19 protein-coding genes are annotated in these 19769 nt (G+C 68.1%); 5 read left to right on the forward strand and 14 right to left on the reverse strand.

From position 1 onward, the window contains the following. Positions 1–263 precede the first annotated feature (263 nt). Complete coding sequence (locus tag QNJ30_25930) at positions 264–683, forward strand: hypothetical protein (GenBank protein ID MDJ0946904.1); 420 nt, start codon at positions 264–266, stop codon at positions 681–683. 22 nt (positions 684–705) lie between these two features. Then, entirely contained in the window at positions 706–1206 is a 501-nt protein-coding gene (locus QNJ30_25935) for a GNAT family protein (GenBank protein MDJ0946905.1), read from the forward strand. 194 nt (positions 1207–1400) lie between these two features. On the opposite strand, the gene QNJ30_25940 is transcribed toward QNJ30_25935, so the two are convergent. From QNJ30_25940 to QNJ30_25985, 10 genes are all read right to left on the reverse strand, one after another. Beyond that, positions 1401–2030, reverse strand: coding sequence for a MarC family protein (locus tag QNJ30_25940; GenBank protein ID MDJ0946906.1), 630 nt, complete (start codon positions 2028–2030; stop codon positions 1401–1403). A 102-nt stretch (positions 2031–2132) separates the two neighbouring features. Continuing rightward, positions 2133–3191 carry a Glu/Leu/Phe/Val dehydrogenase dimerization domain-containing protein gene (locus QNJ30_25945; protein MDJ0946907.1) on the reverse strand — a complete coding sequence of 353 codons (1059 nt, stop codon included), beginning with the start codon at positions 3189–3191 and terminating at the stop codon, positions 2133–2135. A 233-nt stretch (positions 3192–3424) separates the two neighbouring features. Next, complete coding sequence (locus QNJ30_25950) at positions 3425–4840, reverse strand: sulfatase-like hydrolase/transferase (GenBank protein ID MDJ0946908.1); 1416 nt, start codon at positions 4838–4840, stop codon at positions 3425–3427. A gap of 13 nt (positions 4841–4853) precedes the next feature. Continuing rightward, positions 4854–6032 carry an iron-containing alcohol dehydrogenase gene (locus QNJ30_25955; protein MDJ0946909.1) on the reverse strand — a complete coding sequence of 393 codons (1179 nt, stop codon included), beginning with the start codon at positions 6030–6032 and terminating at the stop codon, positions 4854–4856. A gap of 15 nt (positions 6033–6047) precedes the next feature. After that, on the reverse strand, positions 6048–7439 hold the full coding sequence (locus QNJ30_25960) for an aldehyde dehydrogenase family protein (protein ID MDJ0946910.1): 1392 nt from the start codon (positions 7437–7439) through the stop codon (positions 6048–6050). A gap of 113 nt (positions 7440–7552) precedes the next feature. Next, positions 7553–8923 carry a glutamine synthetase family protein gene (locus QNJ30_25965; GenBank protein ID MDJ0946911.1) on the reverse strand — a complete coding sequence of 457 codons (1371 nt, stop codon included), beginning with the start codon at positions 8921–8923 and terminating at the stop codon, positions 7553–7555. 99 nt (positions 8924–9022) lie between these two features. Next, positions 9023–10081 (reverse strand): TRAP transporter substrate-binding protein, encoded by a 1059-nt coding sequence (locus QNJ30_25970; GenBank protein MDJ0946912.1) that lies wholly within the window; start codon positions 10079–10081, stop codon positions 9023–9025. Positions 10082–10145: 64 nt separating this feature from the next. Next, positions 10146–11474 (reverse strand): TRAP transporter large permease subunit, encoded by a 1329-nt coding sequence (locus QNJ30_25975; GenBank protein MDJ0946913.1) that lies wholly within the window; start codon positions 11472–11474, stop codon positions 10146–10148. Then, positions 11471–11980 carry a TRAP transporter small permease subunit gene (locus tag QNJ30_25980; GenBank protein MDJ0946914.1) on the reverse strand — a complete coding sequence of 170 codons (510 nt, stop codon included), beginning with the start codon at positions 11978–11980 and terminating at the stop codon, positions 11471–11473. The genes QNJ30_25975 and QNJ30_25980 overlap by 4 nt, the downstream gene beginning before the upstream one ends. A gap of 1 nt (position 11981) precedes the next feature. Then, on the reverse strand, positions 11982–12797 hold the full coding sequence (locus tag QNJ30_25985) for an N-formylglutamate amidohydrolase (protein ID MDJ0946915.1): 816 nt from the start codon (positions 12795–12797) through the stop codon (positions 11982–11984). Positions 12798–12914: 117 nt separating this feature from the next. On the opposite strand from QNJ30_25985, the gene QNJ30_25990 reads away from it, so the two are divergent. Beyond that, a complete protein-coding gene (locus QNJ30_25990; protein MDJ0946916.1) occupies positions 12915–13787 on the forward strand; it encodes a MurR/RpiR family transcriptional regulator in 873 nt (290 codons plus the stop codon). A gap of 15 nt (positions 13788–13802) precedes the next feature. Here QNJ30_25990 and QNJ30_25995 read toward each other — a convergent pair whose 3' ends face one another. The 3 genes from QNJ30_25995 to QNJ30_26005 all read right to left on the reverse strand — a co-directional run bounded on the left by QNJ30_25995 (position 13803) and on the right by QNJ30_26005 (position 16255). Beyond that, complete coding sequence (locus tag QNJ30_25995) at positions 13803–14426, reverse strand: hypothetical protein (protein MDJ0946917.1); 624 nt, start codon at positions 14424–14426, stop codon at positions 13803–13805. Positions 14427–14670: 244 nt separating this feature from the next. Beyond that, positions 14671–15270, reverse strand: coding sequence for a 2-hydroxychromene-2-carboxylate isomerase (locus tag QNJ30_26000; protein MDJ0946918.1), 600 nt, complete (start codon positions 15268–15270; stop codon positions 14671–14673). A 76-nt stretch (positions 15271–15346) separates the two neighbouring features. Further along, positions 15347–16255 carry a division plane positioning ATPase MipZ gene (locus QNJ30_26005; protein ID MDJ0946919.1) on the reverse strand — a complete coding sequence of 303 codons (909 nt, stop codon included), beginning with the start codon at positions 16253–16255 and terminating at the stop codon, positions 15347–15349. A gap of 301 nt (positions 16256–16556) precedes the next feature. Between QNJ30_26005 and QNJ30_26010 the strand changes: the two genes are divergently transcribed. Together QNJ30_26010 and QNJ30_26015 are read left to right on the forward strand one after the other, a co-directional pair. Further along, positions 16557–17252 (forward strand): ParA family protein, encoded by a 696-nt coding sequence (locus tag QNJ30_26010; GenBank protein ID MDJ0946920.1) that lies wholly within the window; start codon positions 16557–16559, stop codon positions 17250–17252. 221 nt (positions 17253–17473) lie between these two features. Continuing rightward, entirely contained in the window at positions 17474–18061 is a 588-nt protein-coding gene (locus QNJ30_26015; GenBank protein MDJ0946921.1) for a DUF2336 domain-containing protein, read from the forward strand. A 22-nt stretch (positions 18062–18083) separates the two neighbouring features. Here QNJ30_26015 and QNJ30_26020 read toward each other — a convergent pair whose 3' ends face one another. Continuing rightward, positions 18084–19700, reverse strand: coding sequence for an acyl-CoA synthetase (locus tag QNJ30_26020; protein MDJ0946922.1), 1617 nt, complete (start codon positions 19698–19700; stop codon positions 18084–18086). Between the last annotated feature and the right edge of the window lie 69 nt (positions 19701–19769).

Raw genomic sequence — 19769 nt, forward strand, 5'->3', positions numbered from 1 at the left:
TGAGAGGTCAATCCGACTAGAGGCCGCCGGCGTCCAGCCACCGGGGCCGGAGGTCACCCAACGCAATCGCGTCGAACCGATCCGCGCTCTACGACGAGTTTCCGACCGATCGACGCTTCCGCCGAGCTGCTAGGCGCCGCAACCGGCGCGCGTTAACATCCTTTGGGGCTTATGCAGGGCCGCCGCTGCGTCGCCGGAACGTTGCCGAATGCAACCGCCAAAGGCGGCCGGTCACGTCCGAGCGCTTGACCGATGGGAGCACGATGAAGCACAGAATCATCCTGACCGTCGGGATCGGATCTGGCGCCTTGATCTGGCTGTTCGGTCTTGCGAATGGGTACTTCGCCGATCCGGCCCCGCTTCCGTTCGGGATCTTCTACCCCTTCTTACTCCTTTCAATCGCCGCGATTTCCGTCTCGGTTTCGATCGGCTATTGCGTTCGGCTGATCTTTGTCAGGAAAACCAAACGGAACGTTGCGCTTGCCAAGCAGGCCGAAAGCCATCGTATGCCACAGGGATACGAGTGCTTCTACCTGTCTTTGGCAGTCCGGTTCCATGACTGGACGGTAGTTCCGATGCGCGCTGCCGGGCTGAAGCTGGATTCTTCCGCAGCCCGCCCGTGTTATTGTTTTTCAGCAAAAAGCTGGGGACGTCGAGAGGGTGCCGACTGGGATTGTCGGTGAGCGCTACGTCGGGAGGCAAGCCATGGATATCCAGGTCAGACGCTTAACGGAGGACGACGCCGAAGGGTTCCGCGAGATCCGTCTGGAGGCGCTCAAAAGTCATCCCGAGTCCTTTCAGTCCACCTACGAGAGTGCTGCGGAGCTGCCTCTGGACGCCTTCGCACAACGTCTGCGCCGGTACGCGCTGTTCGGTGGCTTCATCGGCGACGAACTCTACGGCTTCGTCGGCTTCTTTCCGCTCAGAAACCCGAAGATCAGCCACAAGGGCATCATGTGGGGCATGTTCGTCAAGGAAGATGCCAGGGGCACCGGCCTGGCCGAGGCGATGGTCGGGGCCGTCTTGGACCACGCGCAGGGCACGGTCGAGCAGGTCCTTCTTTCCGTCATCGTGGAGAACAAGCGCGCCAGGCGCTTCTACGAGAAGATGGGCTTTGAACCTTTCGGGCTCGAACGCCGCGCGCTCAAGATCGATGGGCGCTACTATGATGAGGAGTTCCGCGTCAAGTATCTCGGTGAAGACTGAGCGCACAGCGGCGACACCGTCGTCGCGAACGTGAGCCCGTGACTTGACCGATCCGGGCTGGCGCGGAAGATCGGTGCTCGGACGCAGACGTCGATCACCATCGAGTTGGTCATGTCGAAGTCTTCGCCGGCGAGCCGGCGCAGGGCGTGTCCGCTGATGTTTTTCGGATAGCTGTCCTCGAGGTCGAGTCCCCGCTACGCCCCCGGCCAGACCGCGCCGAGGCCGTCGAGGATGAACTGGACCGCCAGGGCGGCCATGATGATGCCGAAGACCCGGGTCAGCACGTTGATGCCGGTCTGGCCGAGGACGCGCAACAGGCGGACGGTCGCCAGAAGGCAGAGCAAGGTGATGGCGAGGACCGCCAGCATCACCGCCAGGATGGCGCCCTGGGCGGCGAGCTGGTCCTGGGCCGCGCCCATCAGAAGGACGATCGAGGTCAGGGCGCCGGGCCCGGCGATCAGCGGGATGGCCAGGGGGAAGACCGAGACGTCGGCGCGCTGCATGCCCTCCTCGGCCTCGCCCGGCGTGGTCTCGCGCAGGCCCGAGTGGCGCACCATCACCATGTCGATCGAGAGCAAGAGCAGGAGCAGGCCGCCGGCGATCTGGAAGGCCGGCAGGCCGATGCCCATGGCGGTCAGGAGAAGCTGCCCGCCGAGGGCGAAGGCGACCAGGATGACCGCGGCGATGACGACGCCCTTGACCGCGATCTGGCGGCGCTGCGGCGCGGTGTCCCTGGGGGTGATCGAGGCGAAGATCGGGGCGATCCCGATCGGGTCGATGACCACGAAAAGCGTGACGAAGGCGGTGACCAGGGTCTCGACCATGGCGGCCATGATACAGAAAAGACGAAGGCCGAAAAGAAAACGGCCGGGCAGTGCCCGGCCGTTTCCGTCTCGCCTGTGACCTCTGGGGTCGCCTTTTTTTGTTCAGGCCGCCGCCGAGTTGTGGGGCTCGGGCTGGCGGAAGCGCTCCTCGGCGATGCGGTCGGCCGCCTCGCCGGTCGGGATGTTCTCGGCCTCGGCGCGCCGGAAGATCTCCAGCAGGGTGTCGTGGATCTCGGCGACGTGGGCGAAGGCCTTGTCCTTGTCGTAGTCGCGGCCCTCGTGGCTGATGTCGATGACGCCGCCGGCGTTGATCACGTAGTCCGGGGCGTAGAGCACGCCGCGCTGCTTGAGGATCTCGCCGTGGCGCGGCTCGTGGAGCTGGTTGTTGGCCGAGCCGGCGACCACCTTGGCCTTGAGGAACGCCAGGGTGTCGTCGTTGATCACCGCGCCCAGGGCGCAGGGCGCGAAGACGTCGCAGTCGGCCGCGTAGATCTCCTCCGGAGCGACCCGCTCGGCGCCGAACTCGGATACGGCGGTCTGGACCGCGGCCTCGTTGATGTCGGTGACGACCAGGCGGGCACCGTCCTCGGCCAAGTGCTTGCAGAGGTAGTAGCCGACATGCCCCAGGCCCTGGACCGCGACGGTCAGGCCGTCGAGCTCGTTCTGGCCCAGCCTGTGCTGCACCGCGGCGCGCAGGCCCATGTAGACGCCGTAGGCGGTGGCCGGCGAGGGATCGCCCGCGCCGCCCGCCGTGGTGCCGGCGACGTGACGGGTCTCCTGCTGCATGAGCTCGACGTCGGGCACCGAGATGCCGACGTCCTCGGCGACGATGTAGCGCCCGGCCAGGCGCTGTACGGCGCGGCCCATGGCGCGGAACAGCGCCGGCGACTTGTCGAGGCGCGGATCGCCGATGATCACCGACTTGCCGCCGCCGTAGGGCAGCTTGGCCAGCGCCGACTTGTAGGTCATGCCGCGCGACAGGCGCAGCACGTCGGTCACCGCCTCCGCCTCGCTGGCATAGGGCCACATGCGGCAGCCGCCGAGCGAGGGGCCGCGGTTGGTGTTGTGGATCGCGATGATGGCTTTCAGGCCGCTGGCCTCGTCGTGGCAGAAGACGACCTGCTCGTGGTTGTCGAAATCGGGTGAGCTGAAAACGGACATGTTCAATTCCCTGTTCGCGCCGGCTGCTATGGCCCCTGGTAAGGATCTTGGGAATCGCAATTAATTACGCAATGGCAATCACTTACAATTGCTTAAAAAGCCAGATGATTAGCGGCTACAGAGGGCAGTTGTCAGGATCGGTCCATTTGTCGGGACTTGCTGAAATTTTCTTCTCCGGAAGAAATCGACCGAAAAGGCCTCCGGGCAGAATCGGTCATCCGGCACCGCTGTCCTTAACCGAGCGGGGTGTGATTGAAGTCCGCCATCGCCCCGAGCTTCGCCGGCCCGCCCAGCGCTTCGATCCGCCGTTTCTGGTCCGCGAAGGCGCGGGCGTTGACGGCCTCGGGGTCGAGAACGCCGCGCAGCCGCGCCTCGCAGTCCCGGCGCGTGGCTTCACGAGCCGAATCCAAGCCCAGGTCGACCAGTTCCTCGGGGTCCTCGGCCAGGTTGAAGAGCTGCGGTGGGTGGCCGACGTAGTGGACGTACTTCCAGTCTCCCAGCCGCAGCATGAAGAAGCCGGCGATCGAGCCGCCGTCGTGGTATTCGCTGATCACCGTGCGCTCGGGCCGTGCGCCCCGGGCCAGCGCGAAGAGGCTGCGGGCGTGGGGCGCCTCGGCCTCGTCCGCCGCGACGCCGACCGCTTCCAGGATCGTGGGATGGAGGTCGATCAGGGAGGCCGGTGTGTCGACGGCCGCGCCCGCGGGGACGCCCTCGCCGGCCAGGATCAGGGGGATCGCCGCCGACTCCTCGTACATCACCGATTTCGTCCAGAAGCCGTGCTTGCCCAGCATCTCGCCGTGGTCCGTGGCGTAGACGACGCGGGTGCGCCCGCCATGGCCGCCGGCGTCCAGGGCCTCGAGGACCCGGCCGACGTTGTGGTCGAGGAAGGAGCAGAGGCCGTAGTAGGCCCGGCGGGCGGTCTGGCGCCCTGCCGGGTCGAAATGATCGTCGTAGTCGAAGAAGCCCCGCAGCGCCTTCAGGACCGGATGGTTGGGCGGCCCGCCGTCGTGGGGCGCCGGGATCGGGGTTCCCTCGTAGAGCCGGAAGAAGGGCTCCGGCGCGATCAGCGGATAGTGCGGGCTGACGAAGGAGACGAAGAGGACCCAGGGCTTGTCGTCCGCCGAGTCCCTGGCGCGCAGCCAGTCGCAGGCGGCCGCGCAGACGGCTTCGTCGTAGCGCGTGTAGCGGGTCCAGCCCGCGCCGACCTCCGCGGCGAGCTCCCGCGCCGCCTCGAAGCGGGGCAAAGGCGCGCGGAGCAGGCCCTTGGTCCAGCCGATCCCGTCGGCCACGTGGAGCGGCAGGATCTCTTCGGAAAAGCCGTTGGAATCCGTGGAGCTCCGGTAGTGCAGCTTGCCGATGGAGACGACCTCGTGGCCGGCATCGATCAGGCGGTGGCCCCAGCCGGGCAGCTGGCCGTGATAGGGCTCGGCGCTGCTCCAGCAGCCGGTCTCGTGCGGATAGCGCCCGGTGGCCAGGCTGGCCCGCGCCGGCACGCAGATCGGCGAGGGCGTATAGGCCTGGGTGAAGCGGGTGCCACGCGCGGCCAGGCGGTCCAGGTTGGGCGTCTCGATGAGCGCATTGCCATAGCAGCCCAGGGCGCCCCTGGCGTGCTCGTCCGACAGGATGACGAGGAGGTTGTCCGGTTTCACGGCGCCGCCCCGGTCAGTCGAGCCGCCCCTCCAGCGCGTTCTCCATCATGCCGCGCAGGGTCGGGGGGTCGAGGGGGACCGGGTTGGTCGGCGCGGTCGGGTCGGACGCTGCCATCTCCGCGATCTCGTCGATCCGGTCGTCGCCGACGCCGATCTCGCGCAGGCTGTGCGGAATCGAGAGCGCGCTGCGCAGGCCGAGGATCCAGCCCTGCACCGCCGCGAAGGAGGGCTGCGGCAGGCCGAGCCAGGCCGCCAAGCGGCCAATCTTGTCCTCCACGGCTGGCCGGTTGAAGGCCAGGACGTAGGGCATGACCACGGCGTTGGTCAGGCCGTGATGGGTGTCGTAGATCGCGCCGATCGGATGGGACAGGGCGTGGATCGCGCCCAGGCCCTTCTGGAAGGCGGTCGCGCCCATCGAGGCGGCGGCGAGCATGTGGGCCCGGGCGGCCAGGTTGCCGCCGTCCTCGACCGCTGTCGGCAGCCAGTCCTTGACCAGGCGCAGGCCCTCGACGGCGATGCCTTCGGCCATGGGATGGAACCCGGGTGCGCAGTAGGCCTCCAGGCAATGGGCCAGGGCGTCCATGCCGGTCGCCGCGGTGATCTGCGCGGGCAGCCCGAGGGTGAGTTCGGGATCGGAGATCACGATGCCGGGCAGGATCTTGGGGTGGAAGATGATCCGCTTGCTGTGGGTCTCCTCCTGCAGGATCACCGAGGCGCGGCCGACCTCGGAGCCGGTGCCCGCCGTGGTCGGCACCGCGACGATGGGGGCGATGCCCTTGGGGTCGGCCCGCTTCCAGTTGCCGCCGCCGTCCTCGAAGTCCCAGATCGGCCGGTCCTGTCCGGCCATGAAGGCGATGGCCTTGGCGGCGTCGAGCCCGCTGCCGCCGCCGAAGGCGATCACCCCGTCGTGCCCGCCCTCGCGAAAGACGGCGACGCCGTCCTCGACGTTGCGGCCGACCGGATTTGCCTTCACCTCGCTGAAGACCGCGGTCGGCAGGCCCGCCGCGTCGTTGGCGGCGACCGCCTCGGTGACCATCGGCAGCGCGGCCAGGCCGGGATCGGTGACCAGCAACGGCCGGGACATCCCAAGGCTCTTGCAGGCGCGCGGCAGCTCGGCGATGCGGCCGGGGCCGAAGCGGACCTGGGTCGGATAGCTCCAGGTGCCGTTCAGGGACTTGGGATCGATCTGCATGCCGGGGCTTTTCCTCTAGACGGCGGTGCGCAGGTGGAAGGACTTGGGCCGGGTCAGCTGCTCGTAGCCGACCTGGGAGAGGGTGCAGCCGCGACCCGAATCCTTGACCCCGGTCCAGGCCAGGGCCGGGTCGAGATAGTCGCAGCGGTTCATGAACCAGGTGCCGGTCTCGACCCGGTCGCCGATTGCCAGGGCGGCCTGCTCGTCGGTGGTCCAGATCGAGGCGGTGAGGCCGAAGTCGGAATCGTTCATCCGCTCGACGGCCTCCGCGTCGGAGGCGACCTTCATGATGCCGACCACGGGGCCGAAGCTCTCCTCACGCATGATCCGCATGGCGTGGTCGACCTCGACCAGGACCTGCGGCGCGAGATAGGGCGAGCCTTCGCGGTCGGCCGGGAACTCGGAGGGATCGATCAGGGCACGGGCGCCCTCGGCGACGGCCTCGGCGACCTGGCCGCGGACGAAGTCGGCAGCCTTGGCGCGGACCATAGGCCCCAGGTTGGTGTCCGGATGCAGCGGGTTGCCGAGCTTGTAGGACCGGGCCGCCTCGACGAAGCCCTCGACGAAGGCGTCGTAGAGGCCCTCCTGCACGTAGATGCGCTCGATCCCGCAGCAGGACTGCCCGGCGTTGAAGACCACGCCGTCGACCAGGTTCTCGACCGCGTGCTTGAGCACGGCGTCGGCGCGGACGTAGGCCGGGTCCTTGCCGCCGAGCTCCAGGCCGACTCCGATGAAGCGCCTGGCGGCGGCCGCCTGCACGGCGTGGCCGCCGGGCACCGAGCCGGTGAAGGCGACGAAGTCGACGGCGTCCTGGCCGATGACCTCGGCGGTCGCCGCGTGGCTCAGGTGCAGGAACTGGAAGACGCCTTCCGGCAGCCCGGCCGCCGCGAAGGCCTCGGCGTAGCGCTCGGCGCAGAGCGGGGTCTGGGCCGAGGCCTTGAGGATCACCGCGTTGCCCGCCATCAGCGCCGGGACGACCGTATTGACCGAGGTCAGGTAGGGATAGTTCCAGGGCGCTATGACGAAGACCACGCCCAGGGGATCGCGCCGGATGAAGCGGGTGAAGCCTGCCTTGGGCGCGACCGCGAGGTCGGCCAGGTGGCGCGGCGCGATCTCGATCATGTGCCGGGCCCGCTCCTCGAAGCCGTGGATCTCGCCCGGCGTATGGCTGATGGGCCGGCCCATCTGATGGGTGATCTCCTCGGCGATGGCTGCGCCCCGGGCGACGAAGGCGTCGACCGCCTCTTCGAGCAGGGCCTGGCGCTCGGCCAGCGGTCTGCGGCGCCAAGCCTCCTGGGCCCGGCGGGCGCGCAGGACGGTCTCGATGACCTCGGCCTCGCCGGCCAGCTCCCGCTCGACATAGACGCTGCCGTCGATCGGCGTGATGCACTGCAGTCTCTCGGTCATGCCGATTTTCCTATCTTGGAGGCGGCGCCATCCTCATGCTTCGACAGGCTCAGTACCAGGCAGGTCTTTCACCTCGTCCTGAGCTCGTCGAAGGGCGAGGTCGGGACCAAGCCCTAGGACCGCTCGAAGCCGCGCTGCAGCTCCCAGCTGGTGACGCGGCGGTCGTATTCGAACTGCTCCCATTCGGCGGTGTGGACGTAGTGGTCGACGACCTCGTCGCCGAAGGCGGCGCGCAGCATCTTGGACTTCTTCATCAGCGCGGTCGCCTCGCGCAGGGTCTTGGGCACCTCGCGCAAGCGCTTGCCATAGTAGGCGTCGCCCTTGAAGGGCGCTTCCAGCTCCAGCTTCTCCTCGATGCCGGCCAGGCCCGCGGCCAGCAAGGCCGCGAAGGCGAGATGGGGGTTGAGGTCGGCGCCGCCGACCCGGCATTCGATGCGGATCGACTTGCTGTTCTCGGCGCAGAGGCGGAAGCCGGCGGTGCGGTTGTCGCGGCTCCAGATCGCCTTGGTTGGGGCGAAGGTCCCGACCTGGAAGCGCTTGTAGGAGTTGATGAAGGGCGCCAGGAAGTAAGTGATCTCGCGGGCGTACTTGAGCTGCCCGGCCAGGTACTGGCGCATCAGCGTCGACATGCCGAACTCGGCCTTGGGATCGTGGAACAGGGCCTTCTTGCCGGCCTTGTCCCAGAGCGAATCGTGGATGTGGCAGGAGTTGCCGGCCAGGTCGTAGTGCCACTTGGCCATAAAGGTCACGGCCTTGCCCTGCAGGTGAGCGATCTCCTTGATGCCGTTCTTGAGGATCGCGTGGCGGTCGGCCATGTCCAGGGGATCGGCGTAGCGGACGTTGATCTCCTCCTGGCCCGGGCCCCACTCGCCCTTGGAGTTCTCGACTGGGATGCCGGCGCCCTGCAGGCCGGTGCGGATCGCCCGCATGACGCCCTCTTCCTTGGTTGTCTGGAGGATGTGGTAGTCCTCGATGTAGGTGCCGGCCGTCGCCAGCTCGGCGTAGTGCTTGGCCCGGGCGCTCTCGTAGGTCTCGTCGAAGAGGTAGAACTCCAGCTCCGAGGCGAAGAAGGCGCGCATCTTCATCGCGTCCAGGCGCGCCGTCTGGCGCTTCAGGATCGCCCGCGGCGAGACCGAGACGTCTTCGTGATGGTGGTGATCGAGCACGTCGCAGAGCACCAGGGCCGTGCCCTCAAGCCAGGGGATCCGGCGCAGGGTCGAGAGGTCCGGCTTGAGCACGAAGTCGCCGTAGCCCTTCTCCCAGTTGGTCAGGGCGTAGCCGGGCACCGGCTCCATGTCGATGTCGTTGGCCAGCAGGTAGTCGCAGCCGTGGGTCTCGCCGTGGGCCTCCTCGGCGAAGTACTCCGCCTGGAAGCGCTTGCCGACCAGGCGGCCGAACATGTCGACCATGCAGACCAGCACGGTGTCGATCTCGCCGCCGGCGACGGCCTTCTTCAGTTCGTCGAGGGTGATGTTGCCAGACACGGAGCGCCCCTTGTCGATGGGGATGGGAAGGCGGAACGGCCGCCGGAAGACGGCTGCCCCCGGGGAAGCGTTCCCCGGGGGTGCCGATAGAAGCGCCGGTCAGGAGTAGCGGTAGGGCTTGCCCGCTTCGGCCATGACCGCGGCGTATTCCTTGAAGATCTTGATCACCTTGGCGCTGCGCTCGCTCTTGGCGGCGATCTCGTCCCAGAACTTCAGGGCCTCGTCCTCGACCTTCTTCCACTCCTCGTCGGGAATCGTGGTCAGCTTCAGCTTGGTGCCCTTGGTCCGCAGGTGCGCCTCGCCGCCCCAGTACCAGTGCTGTCGGTAGTAGTGCGAGGAGTCCATGCAGAGCCGGAACAGCTCCTGCAGGTGCGGGGGCAAGGCCTCCCACTTCTCGGTGTTGGCGAAGTAGGAGCCGCACCAGGCGCCGGAGATGTTGTTGGTCAGGAAGTAGTTGGTCACGTCCGCCCAGCCGACGGTGTAGTCCTCGGTGATGCCCGACCAGGCGATGCCGTCGAGTTCGCCGGTCTGCACGGCGACCTCGATGTCCTCCCAGGGCAGGGTCACCGGCACGACGCCGAAGCGGCTGAGGAACTTGCCGGCGGTCGGAAAGGTGAAGACCCGCTTGCCCTTGAGGTCCTCCAGGCTGCGGATCGGCTCGACCGTGTTGAAGTGGCAGGGATCCCAGGCGCCGGCGCTGAGCCAGGTGACGTTCTCGACCTCGCCGTAGGCCTCCTCCCAGATCTCCTTCAGGCCGTACTGGTTGAACAGCACGGGCACGTCCAGGGAATAGCGGGTGGCGAAGGGGAAGTAGCCGCCGAAGACCGATACGTCGACTGGCGCCGCGATGGAATCGTCGTCGCTCTGCACCGCGTCGATGGTGCCGCGCTGCATGGCGCGGAACAGCTCGCCGGTCGGCACCAGCTGGTCGGCGAAGTAGAGCTCGATCTCCATCTGGCCGTTGGCGACCTTGTTGAAGGAGTCGATCGAAGGCTTGATGACGTGCTCGGCCAGGGCCGCGCCGGCATAGGTCTGGAGGCGCCACTTGATGGTCTTGCCCGACTGCGCATGCACGGCGGGTGCAGCCAGGGTGGCGGCGCCCGCGGCGGCGGCCGTCGCGGCCCCCGCGGTCTTCAGGAATTCACGTCTGTTGGTCATGTTTCTTTTCTCCCTGTCGGTGTCGTGTTTGGAATTGAACCACATTCCACGGCGCCCTTCCGCACTAGCGTTGCTTGTCGTAGTGCCACTCGGGCAGCCAGAGCGCGATATCGGGGAAGATCGTCACCAGGGCCAGGCCCAAGGTCATGACCAGCACGAAGGGCAGGATCGAGCGGTAGATGTCGGCCAGGGTCACCTCGGGCGGCGCCATGGCCCGCATCAGGAACAGATTGTAGCCGAAGGGCGGCGTCATGTAGGCGATCTGGCAGGTGATGGTGTAGAGCACGCCGTACCAGATCAGGTCGAAGCCGAGCGCCCCGACCAGGGGCACGTAGAGGGGGGCGACGATCACCAGCATGGCCGTGTCGTCCAGGAACATGCCCATCAGGATGTAGGAGAGCTGCATCATGATGAGAATCTGCCAGGGCCCCAGGCCGAGCTGGCCGACGAAGAAGGCCTCGATCGCCTTGACCGCGCCCAGGCCGTCGAAGACCGCGCCGAAGCAGAGGGCGGCCAGGATGATCCACATGAACATGCAGCTGACGCCCAGGGTCTTGCGGGTCGTGTCGTGGATCACCTGCCGGGTCAGCCGGCCGCGGAACAGGGCGGCGAGGGTCGCGGCCACGGCGCCGACGGCCGAGCTCTCGACCAGGCTGGTGACGCCCATCAGGAACAGCCCGGTCATGCAGAAGAAGATCAGCAGCGGCGTGATGCCGGCCTGCAGCAGCCGGAACCTCTCTCCCCAGCTCACCCGGCGCTCCGCCTCGGGCAGGGGCGGCCCCAGGTGGGGCTGCAGCCGGCAGCGGACGACGATGTAGAGGATGAAGAGGCCGGCCATCAGCAGCCCCGGGAAGACGCCGGCGAGCCAGAGCTGGCCGATCGGCTGGCGCGCGATCATGCCGTAGAGCACCAGGACCACGCTCGGCGGCACCAGAATGCCGAGCGAACTGCCGGCCTGGATCACCCCGGTGACCATGATCTTGTCGTAGCCGCGGCGCAGCAGCTCGGGCAGGGCGATGGTGGCGCCGATCGCCATGCCCGCGACGCTGAGCCCGTTCATCGCCGAGATCGCGACCATCAGGCCGATCGTGCCGATCGCCAGGCCGCCGTTCAGTGGGCCCATCCAGACGTGGAACATGCGGTAGAGGTCGTCGGCGATCCCCGACTCCGAGAGCATGTAGCCCATGTAGATGAACAGCGGCAGGGTCAGCAGCGGATACCACTTCATCAGCTTCATGGCGGCGCTGAAGGCCATCTCGGTGCCGCCGTCGCCCCAGAGCAGCAGCGCCGAGGCGGCGGCGACGAAGCCGATGGCGCCAAAGACCCGCTGCCCGGTCAGCAGCATCAGCATCATGGTGGAGAACATCATGAGCGCGATGGACTCGTAGCTCATGACAGCTCCTCGCCCCGAGCCTTCGCCAAGTCCTTGAAGAAGGTCGCAATCACCTGCAGCAGCATCAGGGTGATGCCGACGCACATGATGATCTTGATCGGCGCCATGGGCGGCGCCCAGGCGGAATAGCTCTCCTCGCCGTATTGGATCGCGTAGCGGGTCGAGGAGATCCCGCCGAAGAGCAGCAGCACCATGTAGACGAACAGGAAGAGGACGGTGATGGCGTCGACGATGGCCTTGGTGCGGTCCGACCAGCGGCTGTAGAGCAGGTCCATCCGGACGTGGTCGCCGGTCTGCATCGAGTAGCCGCCGCCGAGCAGGTAGTAGGTGACCATCGTGAACTGGGCCATCTCGAGGGTCCAGAGCGACGGGTCGAAGAAGTTCTTGCTGATGGTCGAAAAGAACAGGATTCCGATCATCGCGTAGACCAGGTACATCGCGATCAGGCCGAAGACCCGGTTCACCGCGTCGACGTACCTCACGAAGAGCTTGATCGGCTTCGGCATCTCACCCGAGTCCGTCGAGGGCTTCGGTCAGCCAGCCCGCCAGGCGCTCGGCCATGGCGGACTGGCTCCGCGGATCGGCGACGAGGTCGCTGCGGATCTCGATCATCACGTTGAGCAGGCCGCGCGGCACCGCCTGCGCCTTCAAGGTGTGCGTGACCCCGTCCGCCGGGCCGTAGGGTTCGTTGCGCCGTACGTCGAGCTCGCCCGCCGCGGCCAAATCCAGCAGCGCCTCCGCGAGACGCGGGTCGCTGTCGTGCAGGATGCCGAGCTCGACCTTGCGCGGCCGCCCGTGATAGCGCGGTACGAAGGAGTGTATCGTGGCCAGGACCGGTCGCCTCTCGGCCTTCAGGCGCCGGTCGAGCAGGCCGCCTAAAGCGTCGTGGAAGGGGGCGTAGACGGCCGCACCGCGGGCCTTGCGCGCCGCCGCGTCGAGGCCCCGGTTTCCGGGGATCTCGAAGGTCTCGCTGCGGGCCGGCACGGCCTCCGCCGAGCCCGCCGGCCGGTTGCAGTCGTGCACGAGGCGGGAGAAGCGCTGCAGGATCGCGGCCGCGTCGAGCCGCCGCGCGAGCGCGCGGGCGACCTCGGCGGCACCGGGATCCCAGGCGATGTGGCTCTCCAACGCCTCGGCTTCGAGGCCGAGGCTGCCGAGGGCGCGGGGAATGCGGTTGGCGGCGTGCTCACAGGCGACGACGACCTCGGCGGCGCCCTTAGGGTTCACCACCTCGACCGGCGGACCGTCCTCGGGGCTGAGGAGGCCATTGGCTTCATCAAAGCTCGCAAGTCCTGGTTCCGCGCCATCGCGGACCGAAAGCACCATGACGAAGCGCGTCCTACCGCCATCCCCTAGACTTGTAACGAGTATTCCAGATGTGACAATCATGTCAATTATGGAATACTGAATACAACACCCGAAGCGGGGGAAAGGTCGGCGGCCTTGACCGTTGCACAGCAGATCCACGATGCCCTGCCCGGCATGACCGCGGCGGAGAAGAAGACCGCCCGCGTCCTCTTGGCGCGCTATCCCATCGCCGGGCTGTCTTCGGTCGCCGAGTTCGCCGATCTGGCCGGGACCAGCGGTCCGACGGTGCTGCGCTTCGTCGCCAAGCTCGGCTATCCGAGCTATCCGGAGTTCCAGCGGGCCCTGCGCGGCGAGATTCACGAGAGCCTGATGTCGCCGCTCGACAAGGACCGGACCGACCTTGGGGACGCGGCCGTTCCCTCCGTCCTGAGCCAGATCTTCGAGCGGGTGCGCGCCAACCTTGCCGAGACGGCCCGCGACCTCTCGGACTCCGAGCTCGATGCGGCCTGCGCCTTGCTGGGCGACCTGAAGCACCAGTGCTACTGCCTGGGCGGCCGCTTCTCGGATTCGGTCGCCGCCTACATGGCCTCGCACCTGCGGATCGTGCGGCCCGGGGTTCGGCGCTTCGAGGGCCAGGTCTCGACCTGGCGGGACCAGATTCTCGACGTGCGGGCCGGCGATGTCGCCGTCATCTTCGACATCCGTCGCTACCAGGAAGACCTGCTGGAGGTCGCCGGGCTGCTGAGCGAACGCAAGGCGCGGATCGTCCTGGTCACCGATCAATGGCTCTCGCCGATCGCCCGCCACGCGCAGGTGGTCCTGCCCTGCCGGATCGACACCGGCCGGACCTGGGATTCCAGCGCCGCCCTGCTGGTGGTCGCCGAGGTCATCGTCAATCGGGTGACCCAGGAAGGCTGGGCCACCTCCAAGGAGAGGATCAGGAAGCTCGAGACGCTCGCCAAGGTCTCTGGCGGCTCGCGGACCGATGACGGCTGCGAGGATGGGTGACGGCGGGACCGGTCGTCAGGGCAGGGCCGGCTGGTGGACCCAGAAGCCGTCGATGTAGGCGTGGGCTTCCAGGGGCAGGTGATGCGGCTCCAGGGACAGCAGGGGCCGCGCGGTCACGGCGGCCAGGAGGTGGGTCACGCCGCCGTCGGCCTCTCCGAAGGGCAGCAGCAGCGTGCGGAAGCGCGCCCGCTGGCCGTCTTCCCGGCGGAAACCGCCGCCCAGGGTGATCGGCCGGCGCGCCTGGAAGGCGAGGTCGAACCAGCGCAGGATCCGGCTCTGCAGGCTGGACCCGAGCCTCGGGTTCGGACTCCCGCTGGGGTCGAAGCCCGTCGCGGCGAAGGCCTCGCCCAGGTATTCGAAGCTCCAGCTCTCCTGGAGCGGCTCGCGGCGGGCCAGCAGGCAGTTCCGCCAAGCCACCGGCAGGGCCTCGGGGTCGAGGGCGCCGATCCTTGGCAGCGCGGCGTCTCCGGCCAGGTTCGCCCAGTGGCAGAGGACGCCGACCACCAGGCTGCGCTCGCGCGGCAGCGGGATCACCCGCCAGGACTCCCGGAACGCGACCGGCGGCCTGTCGAGGGTCTCGGTGGTGAGATCGGGATGGTCGAGGTCGAGAACTTGGGCGGGGACTGCGCTTGGACTCATCTTCTTGATATCTCCTCGGCGCGGCAGCGGCCGTTCGCTTATGTGCAGGCTTGATCGGACTGGCGCTCCGGCGGGGTGCGAACCGAGCCAGGCCGCTCAACGCGCTGCGCGGCGGCTTTGCCGTCCTGGCCTCGGCCGCCGTGCTGCAGGTATGGCGCCGGCCGCGCCGGCGCCATACCTCGCGGGCAGAGGCTAGGCGAAACAGGGTTAACGTTGCGTTAACCAAGGGCGCCAAAGGCCCTGGTCAGCTAGCTTTCAGGGCTTCGTCCAGGAAGTCGATCCGATCCTGGCCCCAGAAGAGCTCGCCCTCGTAGATGTAGGTCGGAGCGCCGAAGACGCCGCGCGACAGGGCCTCCTGGGTCAGGGCCTCGTAGGCAGCGGCCGTCTCCGGCCGCTCGGCCAGGGCCAGCAGGGCGTCGCCGTCGTGGTCGTTTTCCTCGGCGATCGTCTTCAGGGTCGCGGGGTCGTCGATGTGGCGCTCCTCGGTCCAGACCGCGCGCAGCACGGCGTGGGCGAGGCGCAGGGGATTGCCGCCGCTCTGGCCGGCCGCGATGACCAGCCTGGCGGCCGGCGCCTCGTCGACCGCAAAGCCCCTGGGCTCAAGGTTCAGCGGCAGGCCCAACCGGCTGCGCCAGCGCCGCAGCTCCATCAGCCGGTAGGCCTGGCGCGCCGGCGCCCGCTTGGGCAGGGGCAGGCCGCCGGTCTGCGGAAAGATGGTGCCGTAGTCGACCGGCTTCACCGCGACCTCCGCCCCGTGGCGCGCCGCGATCTCCTCCAGCCGGCCGCTGCCCAGGTAGGCCCAGGGCGAACGCAGTGAGAGGTAGTAGTCGATCGACTTCGGCATGGTGCAGGGCTCCGGCAGAACTTTTGGTGGGCGGCCCCTAGCCTGCCCTACCAACTACCCCGAGCCAAGGCGAAGGTCACTCGGCCGCCGGCCGGGAGGCCTTGTCGCCGACCTTCGGGAACTCCGAGACGTCGAGCTGGCCGGCGAACTCCCAAATCTCATCGCGTGCGCTGTCCAGGCTCTTGCAGGACAGCTTGCGCAGCTTTTCGTAGGGCAGGTCCAGGACCGTCAGGCCGTAGAGGAAGGCGTCGCGGTAGATCACCCGGTCGGACAGCCCCGGAATGATCCGGTAGCCCAGGGGATCGGCCAGCTCTTCGAGCAGGGCCGAGGTCTGCCGGCGATTGTGGCTTCTCGTCTTGGACACCCGGTTGCGCGCGACGCACCATTCGATCGGCCTGCCGCCGGTACGCATCCTGTGTCCCCAGCGGCTCAGGACCGAGAGGGCGTAGGTGCTCGGCCCGAAGACGGTCTGCGCATCGGCGTCGACCCGTGCGAAGACGTCCAGGTCCAGGAAGCTGTCGTTGATCGGCGTGATCAGCGTGTCGGCGACGATGTGGCCGAGGCGGGAAGCGTTGCTCTCGTTCCCGGGCGTGTCGACCACGACGACGTCCTTGTCCGAAAACTCCTCCAGCGCTTCGAAGAAGCACTGGGCTTCCTCCCGATCGGCCTTGTGCCGGCTTGTCTTCGCAGAGGGCGCGATCAGGTAGTGCTTGGGCAGGTCCAGCTCGATACCCGGCGTCGACCTGAAGCGGTGGCGGTTCTCGAAGAAATGCGTGAGCGTGGCTTGGTTGCCGTCAAGGTCGATGCTGCCGACCGAATAGCCGCATTTCATCAGGCCGACGCTCAGATGAATGGCGGCCGTCGACTTACCCGATCCGCCCTTGAGGTTGCCGAGCACCACCACCCTGGGCCGGTAGATCTTGCCGAACCAACTTCGCAGGAACGACTCGATCAGGCTCGCACCGGTCCGGCGGAGAGGGAACATGGCCGTTGCATTGCTCCTGCTTGATTTCCAAGGGATTTCAGCCGGACCTTGACACAAGCTGGGCCGCGTGGCAACGAAATGTTGCGATAATTGTGTTTCAATCTACTACATATGGGGTCTCGCGCTTGTTGAACCTGCCCGATGCGTCCACCCATCGACCGCCGCCGCTCGCGGACGTGGGTGCGGCGGTAGGGCGGTGGATCGACCATGACCCGAACACGCAGTCCCGCAGAACCAACTCGATACCTGCATGCCGTGGCTTGGGAAGTCGGTCGGCCGGAGGTGAAGGAGAACGCGCGAAATGAAGATTCTTGTGCTTGCCGCGCAGAAGGGTGGCTCCGGCAAGACGACTCTGGCCACCAACATCGCCGTCGAGGCCGAGCGCATGGGCGACGGTCCGGTCGCGCTGATCGACACGGACCCGCAGGGCAGCCTTGCCGAGTGGTCGGAAGAGAGGGAGTCGCGCACCCCGATCCTCGCGCAATGCTCCACCCACAAGCTGGCGCAGAAGCTGACAGAGATGCGGGACGCCGGCGTCGGGCTGGTGGTCATCGACACCCCGCCGGCGATCAAGGCCGCCATCGCCCAGGTGATCAGCGCCTCCGACCTGGTCGTTATCCCGATGCGCCCCAGCGCGCACGACCTGCGGGCGGTCGGCAAGACCATCGATATCGCGGAGAACCTCGGCAAGCCTTTCGTCTTCGTGGTCAACGGCGCACACCCGACCGCGCGGATCACGATGCAGGCCGTCCTGGCGCTGTCGGAGCACGGCCCCGTCGCACCGAGCATCATTCACCAACGGATGGACTTCGCGGCCAGCGCCATCGACGGCCGCGCGGTGATGGAGGTTGCGGGACGGTCGCGCTCGCCCAGCGAAATCGCCGCGCTCTGGCAGTACCTGAAGGACTGCCTCAGCGGCACCCGGGATCGGTCCCGTGTCAGGCCAGTGCCGTCGCGGGAGCCGGTGGCGGCGCCGGTCGGAGAGGCAAGGGCTTGAGCAAGCGGAAACCCAAACCCTTGAAGCGGGCCGCGTCGCTTTCGAGCGCCCTGCTCAAGACCGGCGGGGCGGCGCGCGAAGCCAGCGCCCCGAGGCCGGTCGCGAAGCGGCCGAGCTTCGCCCAAGAGCCGGGGCCCTCGACGCAAGAGCCGGGGCTCCAAGCAAAGGCGCCCCAGCCTCTGGCGCAGGAATCAAGGCCTATGGCGCAAGAGCCGAGGCCCTTGGCCAAGCAGACGCCCGCAGACCCGCCCGTTGAGCCAAAGCCCTCGGTTTCGGGGCTGGAGCCGGATGCCTTCGACGGCTTGCTGCCCGGCCTGCTGAGGTCCGAGCCGGAGGCGGCGCCGGCGAAGAAGCGCCCTGCAGAGCCGTCGCCTCCGCCGCGACTGCTGGATCAGTTCGAGTGCCTGCAGTCGAGGAACCAGGAACTGGCCCTGAAAGAGGCGGGCAAGGCCGGCTCCTTCTCGACGAGTTTCCTGAGAAATCTGCGCGCCGGCCGCTTTGCCGATGCGGAGGTCGACTTCGCCCGGGTCATGACCCTCGAACCTCAGATCGCGCGGAAGGTCCTCTACAACGCCGAGCTTGAGGATCTCGCCATCATTTGTCGCGCGATCGGCTTCAAGCCCCTGGAGTTCGCCACCATCGTCGCCTTGCTTCGGGGGTCGAAGGGGACCAGGGGCCTCTCCGCGCCGGACCAGCTCAAAGCCTCGCTTGGCATCTTCGAGAGCATCGACCGCGACTGCGCCCTGGGGCTTCTGGAGCACATCCCCTGGCTGCCGCAGCGGGACTGGCAAGCCCTGAAGAGCGCCTGAAGCGGGATCCGAAGAGCCCGCGTCACGATCCCGAGTCCGCCTCCCGCAGCTTGCGGCGGATGATCTTGCCCGTTGCGGTCATCGGCAGGCTGTCGACGAAGGCCACGTCGCGCGGGTATTCGTGGGCGGCGAGGCGGGTCTTGACGAAGTCCCGGATCTCGGCGGACAGGGCCTCGTCGGCCTCGAATCCGGGCTTGAGGACCAGGAAGGCCTTGACCCTCTCGCCGCGCAGCGGATCGGGCACGCCGACCGCGGCGGCCAGGGCCACGGCCGGGTGCTTGATCAGACAGTCCTCGATCTCGCCCGGACCGATGCGGTAGCCGCCCGAGGAGATGACGTCGTCCTCCCGGCCCTGGAACCAGAAATAGCCGGCCTCGTCTTGCCGGGCCGTGTCGCCGGTCAGCAGCCAGTCGCCGGCGAACTTGGCCGCCGTCGCCTCCGGGTTGCGCCAGTACGCCAGGAACATCACCGGGTCGGGGCGGCGCACGGCGACGATGCCGGGCTCGCCGGGCGGCAGCGGCCGGCCCACGGAATCGACCACGGCCAGCTCGTGGCCGGGCACGGCGCGGCCCATGGAGCCGCCGCGCACCGGCAGGATGCGGGCGCTGTTCGAGACGATCAGGTTGCACTCGGTCTGGCCGTAGAACTCGTTGATGGTCAGGCCAAAGACCTCGCGGCCCCAGTCGAGCAGCTCCTCGCCCAGGGTCTCGCCGCCGCTGCCGATCGAGCGCAGCTCGTAGGCCCAGCGCGCCTTCGGATCGGCCACGCCGCGCATCATCTTCAGCGCGGTCGGCGGCATGAAGGCATTGCGCACGCCGAACTCGGCCAGGATCGCGAAGGCCTCCTCCGGGTCGAACTTGGGGAAGCGGTAGGCCAGCACCGGCACGCCGTGATGAAGCGAGGGCAGGAGCACGTCCAGCAGGCCGCCGATCCACGCCCAGTCGGCCGGGGTCCAGAAGAGGTCGCCCGGCTGCGGGAAGAGATCCTGGGGCATCTCGACCCCGGGCAGGTGGCCGAGCAGGACCCGCTGGGCGTGCAGCGCGCCCTTGGGCGGGCCGGTGGTCCCCGAGGTGTAGATGATCAGCGCCGGGTCCTCGGCCGCGGTGTCGCAGGGCGCGAAGGCCTCCGAGGCCCGCGCCAGCTCGGCGTGGAAATCGAGGGCCGGGCCGCCGTCGATCGACAGCAAGGCGCCGAGCGCCGGCAGGCGGTCGCGCAGGGGCGAGACCTTCTCCAGGCCGCCGCGGTCGGTGATCAGGGCCGCGGCGCCGCTGTCGCTCAGCCGGTACTCCAGGGCCTCGGGCCCGAAGAGGGTGAAGAGCGGGACCGCGATCGCGCCCAGCTTGTAGGTCGCGATGTGGGCGATTGCGGTCTCGGGCGCCTGGGGCAGCAGGATGCCGACCCGGTCTCCGCGGCCGACCCCCTGGGCGGCCAGGACGTTGGCCAGGCGGTTGCTCAGGCGCTTCAGCTCGAGGAAGCCGTAGCGCCGGACCGCGCCGTCCGCCTGCTTGTGGATCAGCGCGGTGCGGTCCGGGTCCTCGGCCCACTTGTCGCAAGCGTCGACGCCGATGTTGTAGCGGGCCGGAACCTGCCAGCGGAAGCGGGCGCGGAGGTCTTCGTAGGTGTCGGCGCTGGGCAGCATGCGTCCTGACCTTTGTTCCCACAAGGCGGCGGATTTCTCGGGCCGGCGGCAAATGACGCCTTGCCTCGC

This window comes from Kiloniellales bacterium (assembly GCA_030066685.1).
GTDB lineage: Bacteria > Pseudomonadota > Alphaproteobacteria > Kiloniellales > JAKSBE01 > JAKSBE01.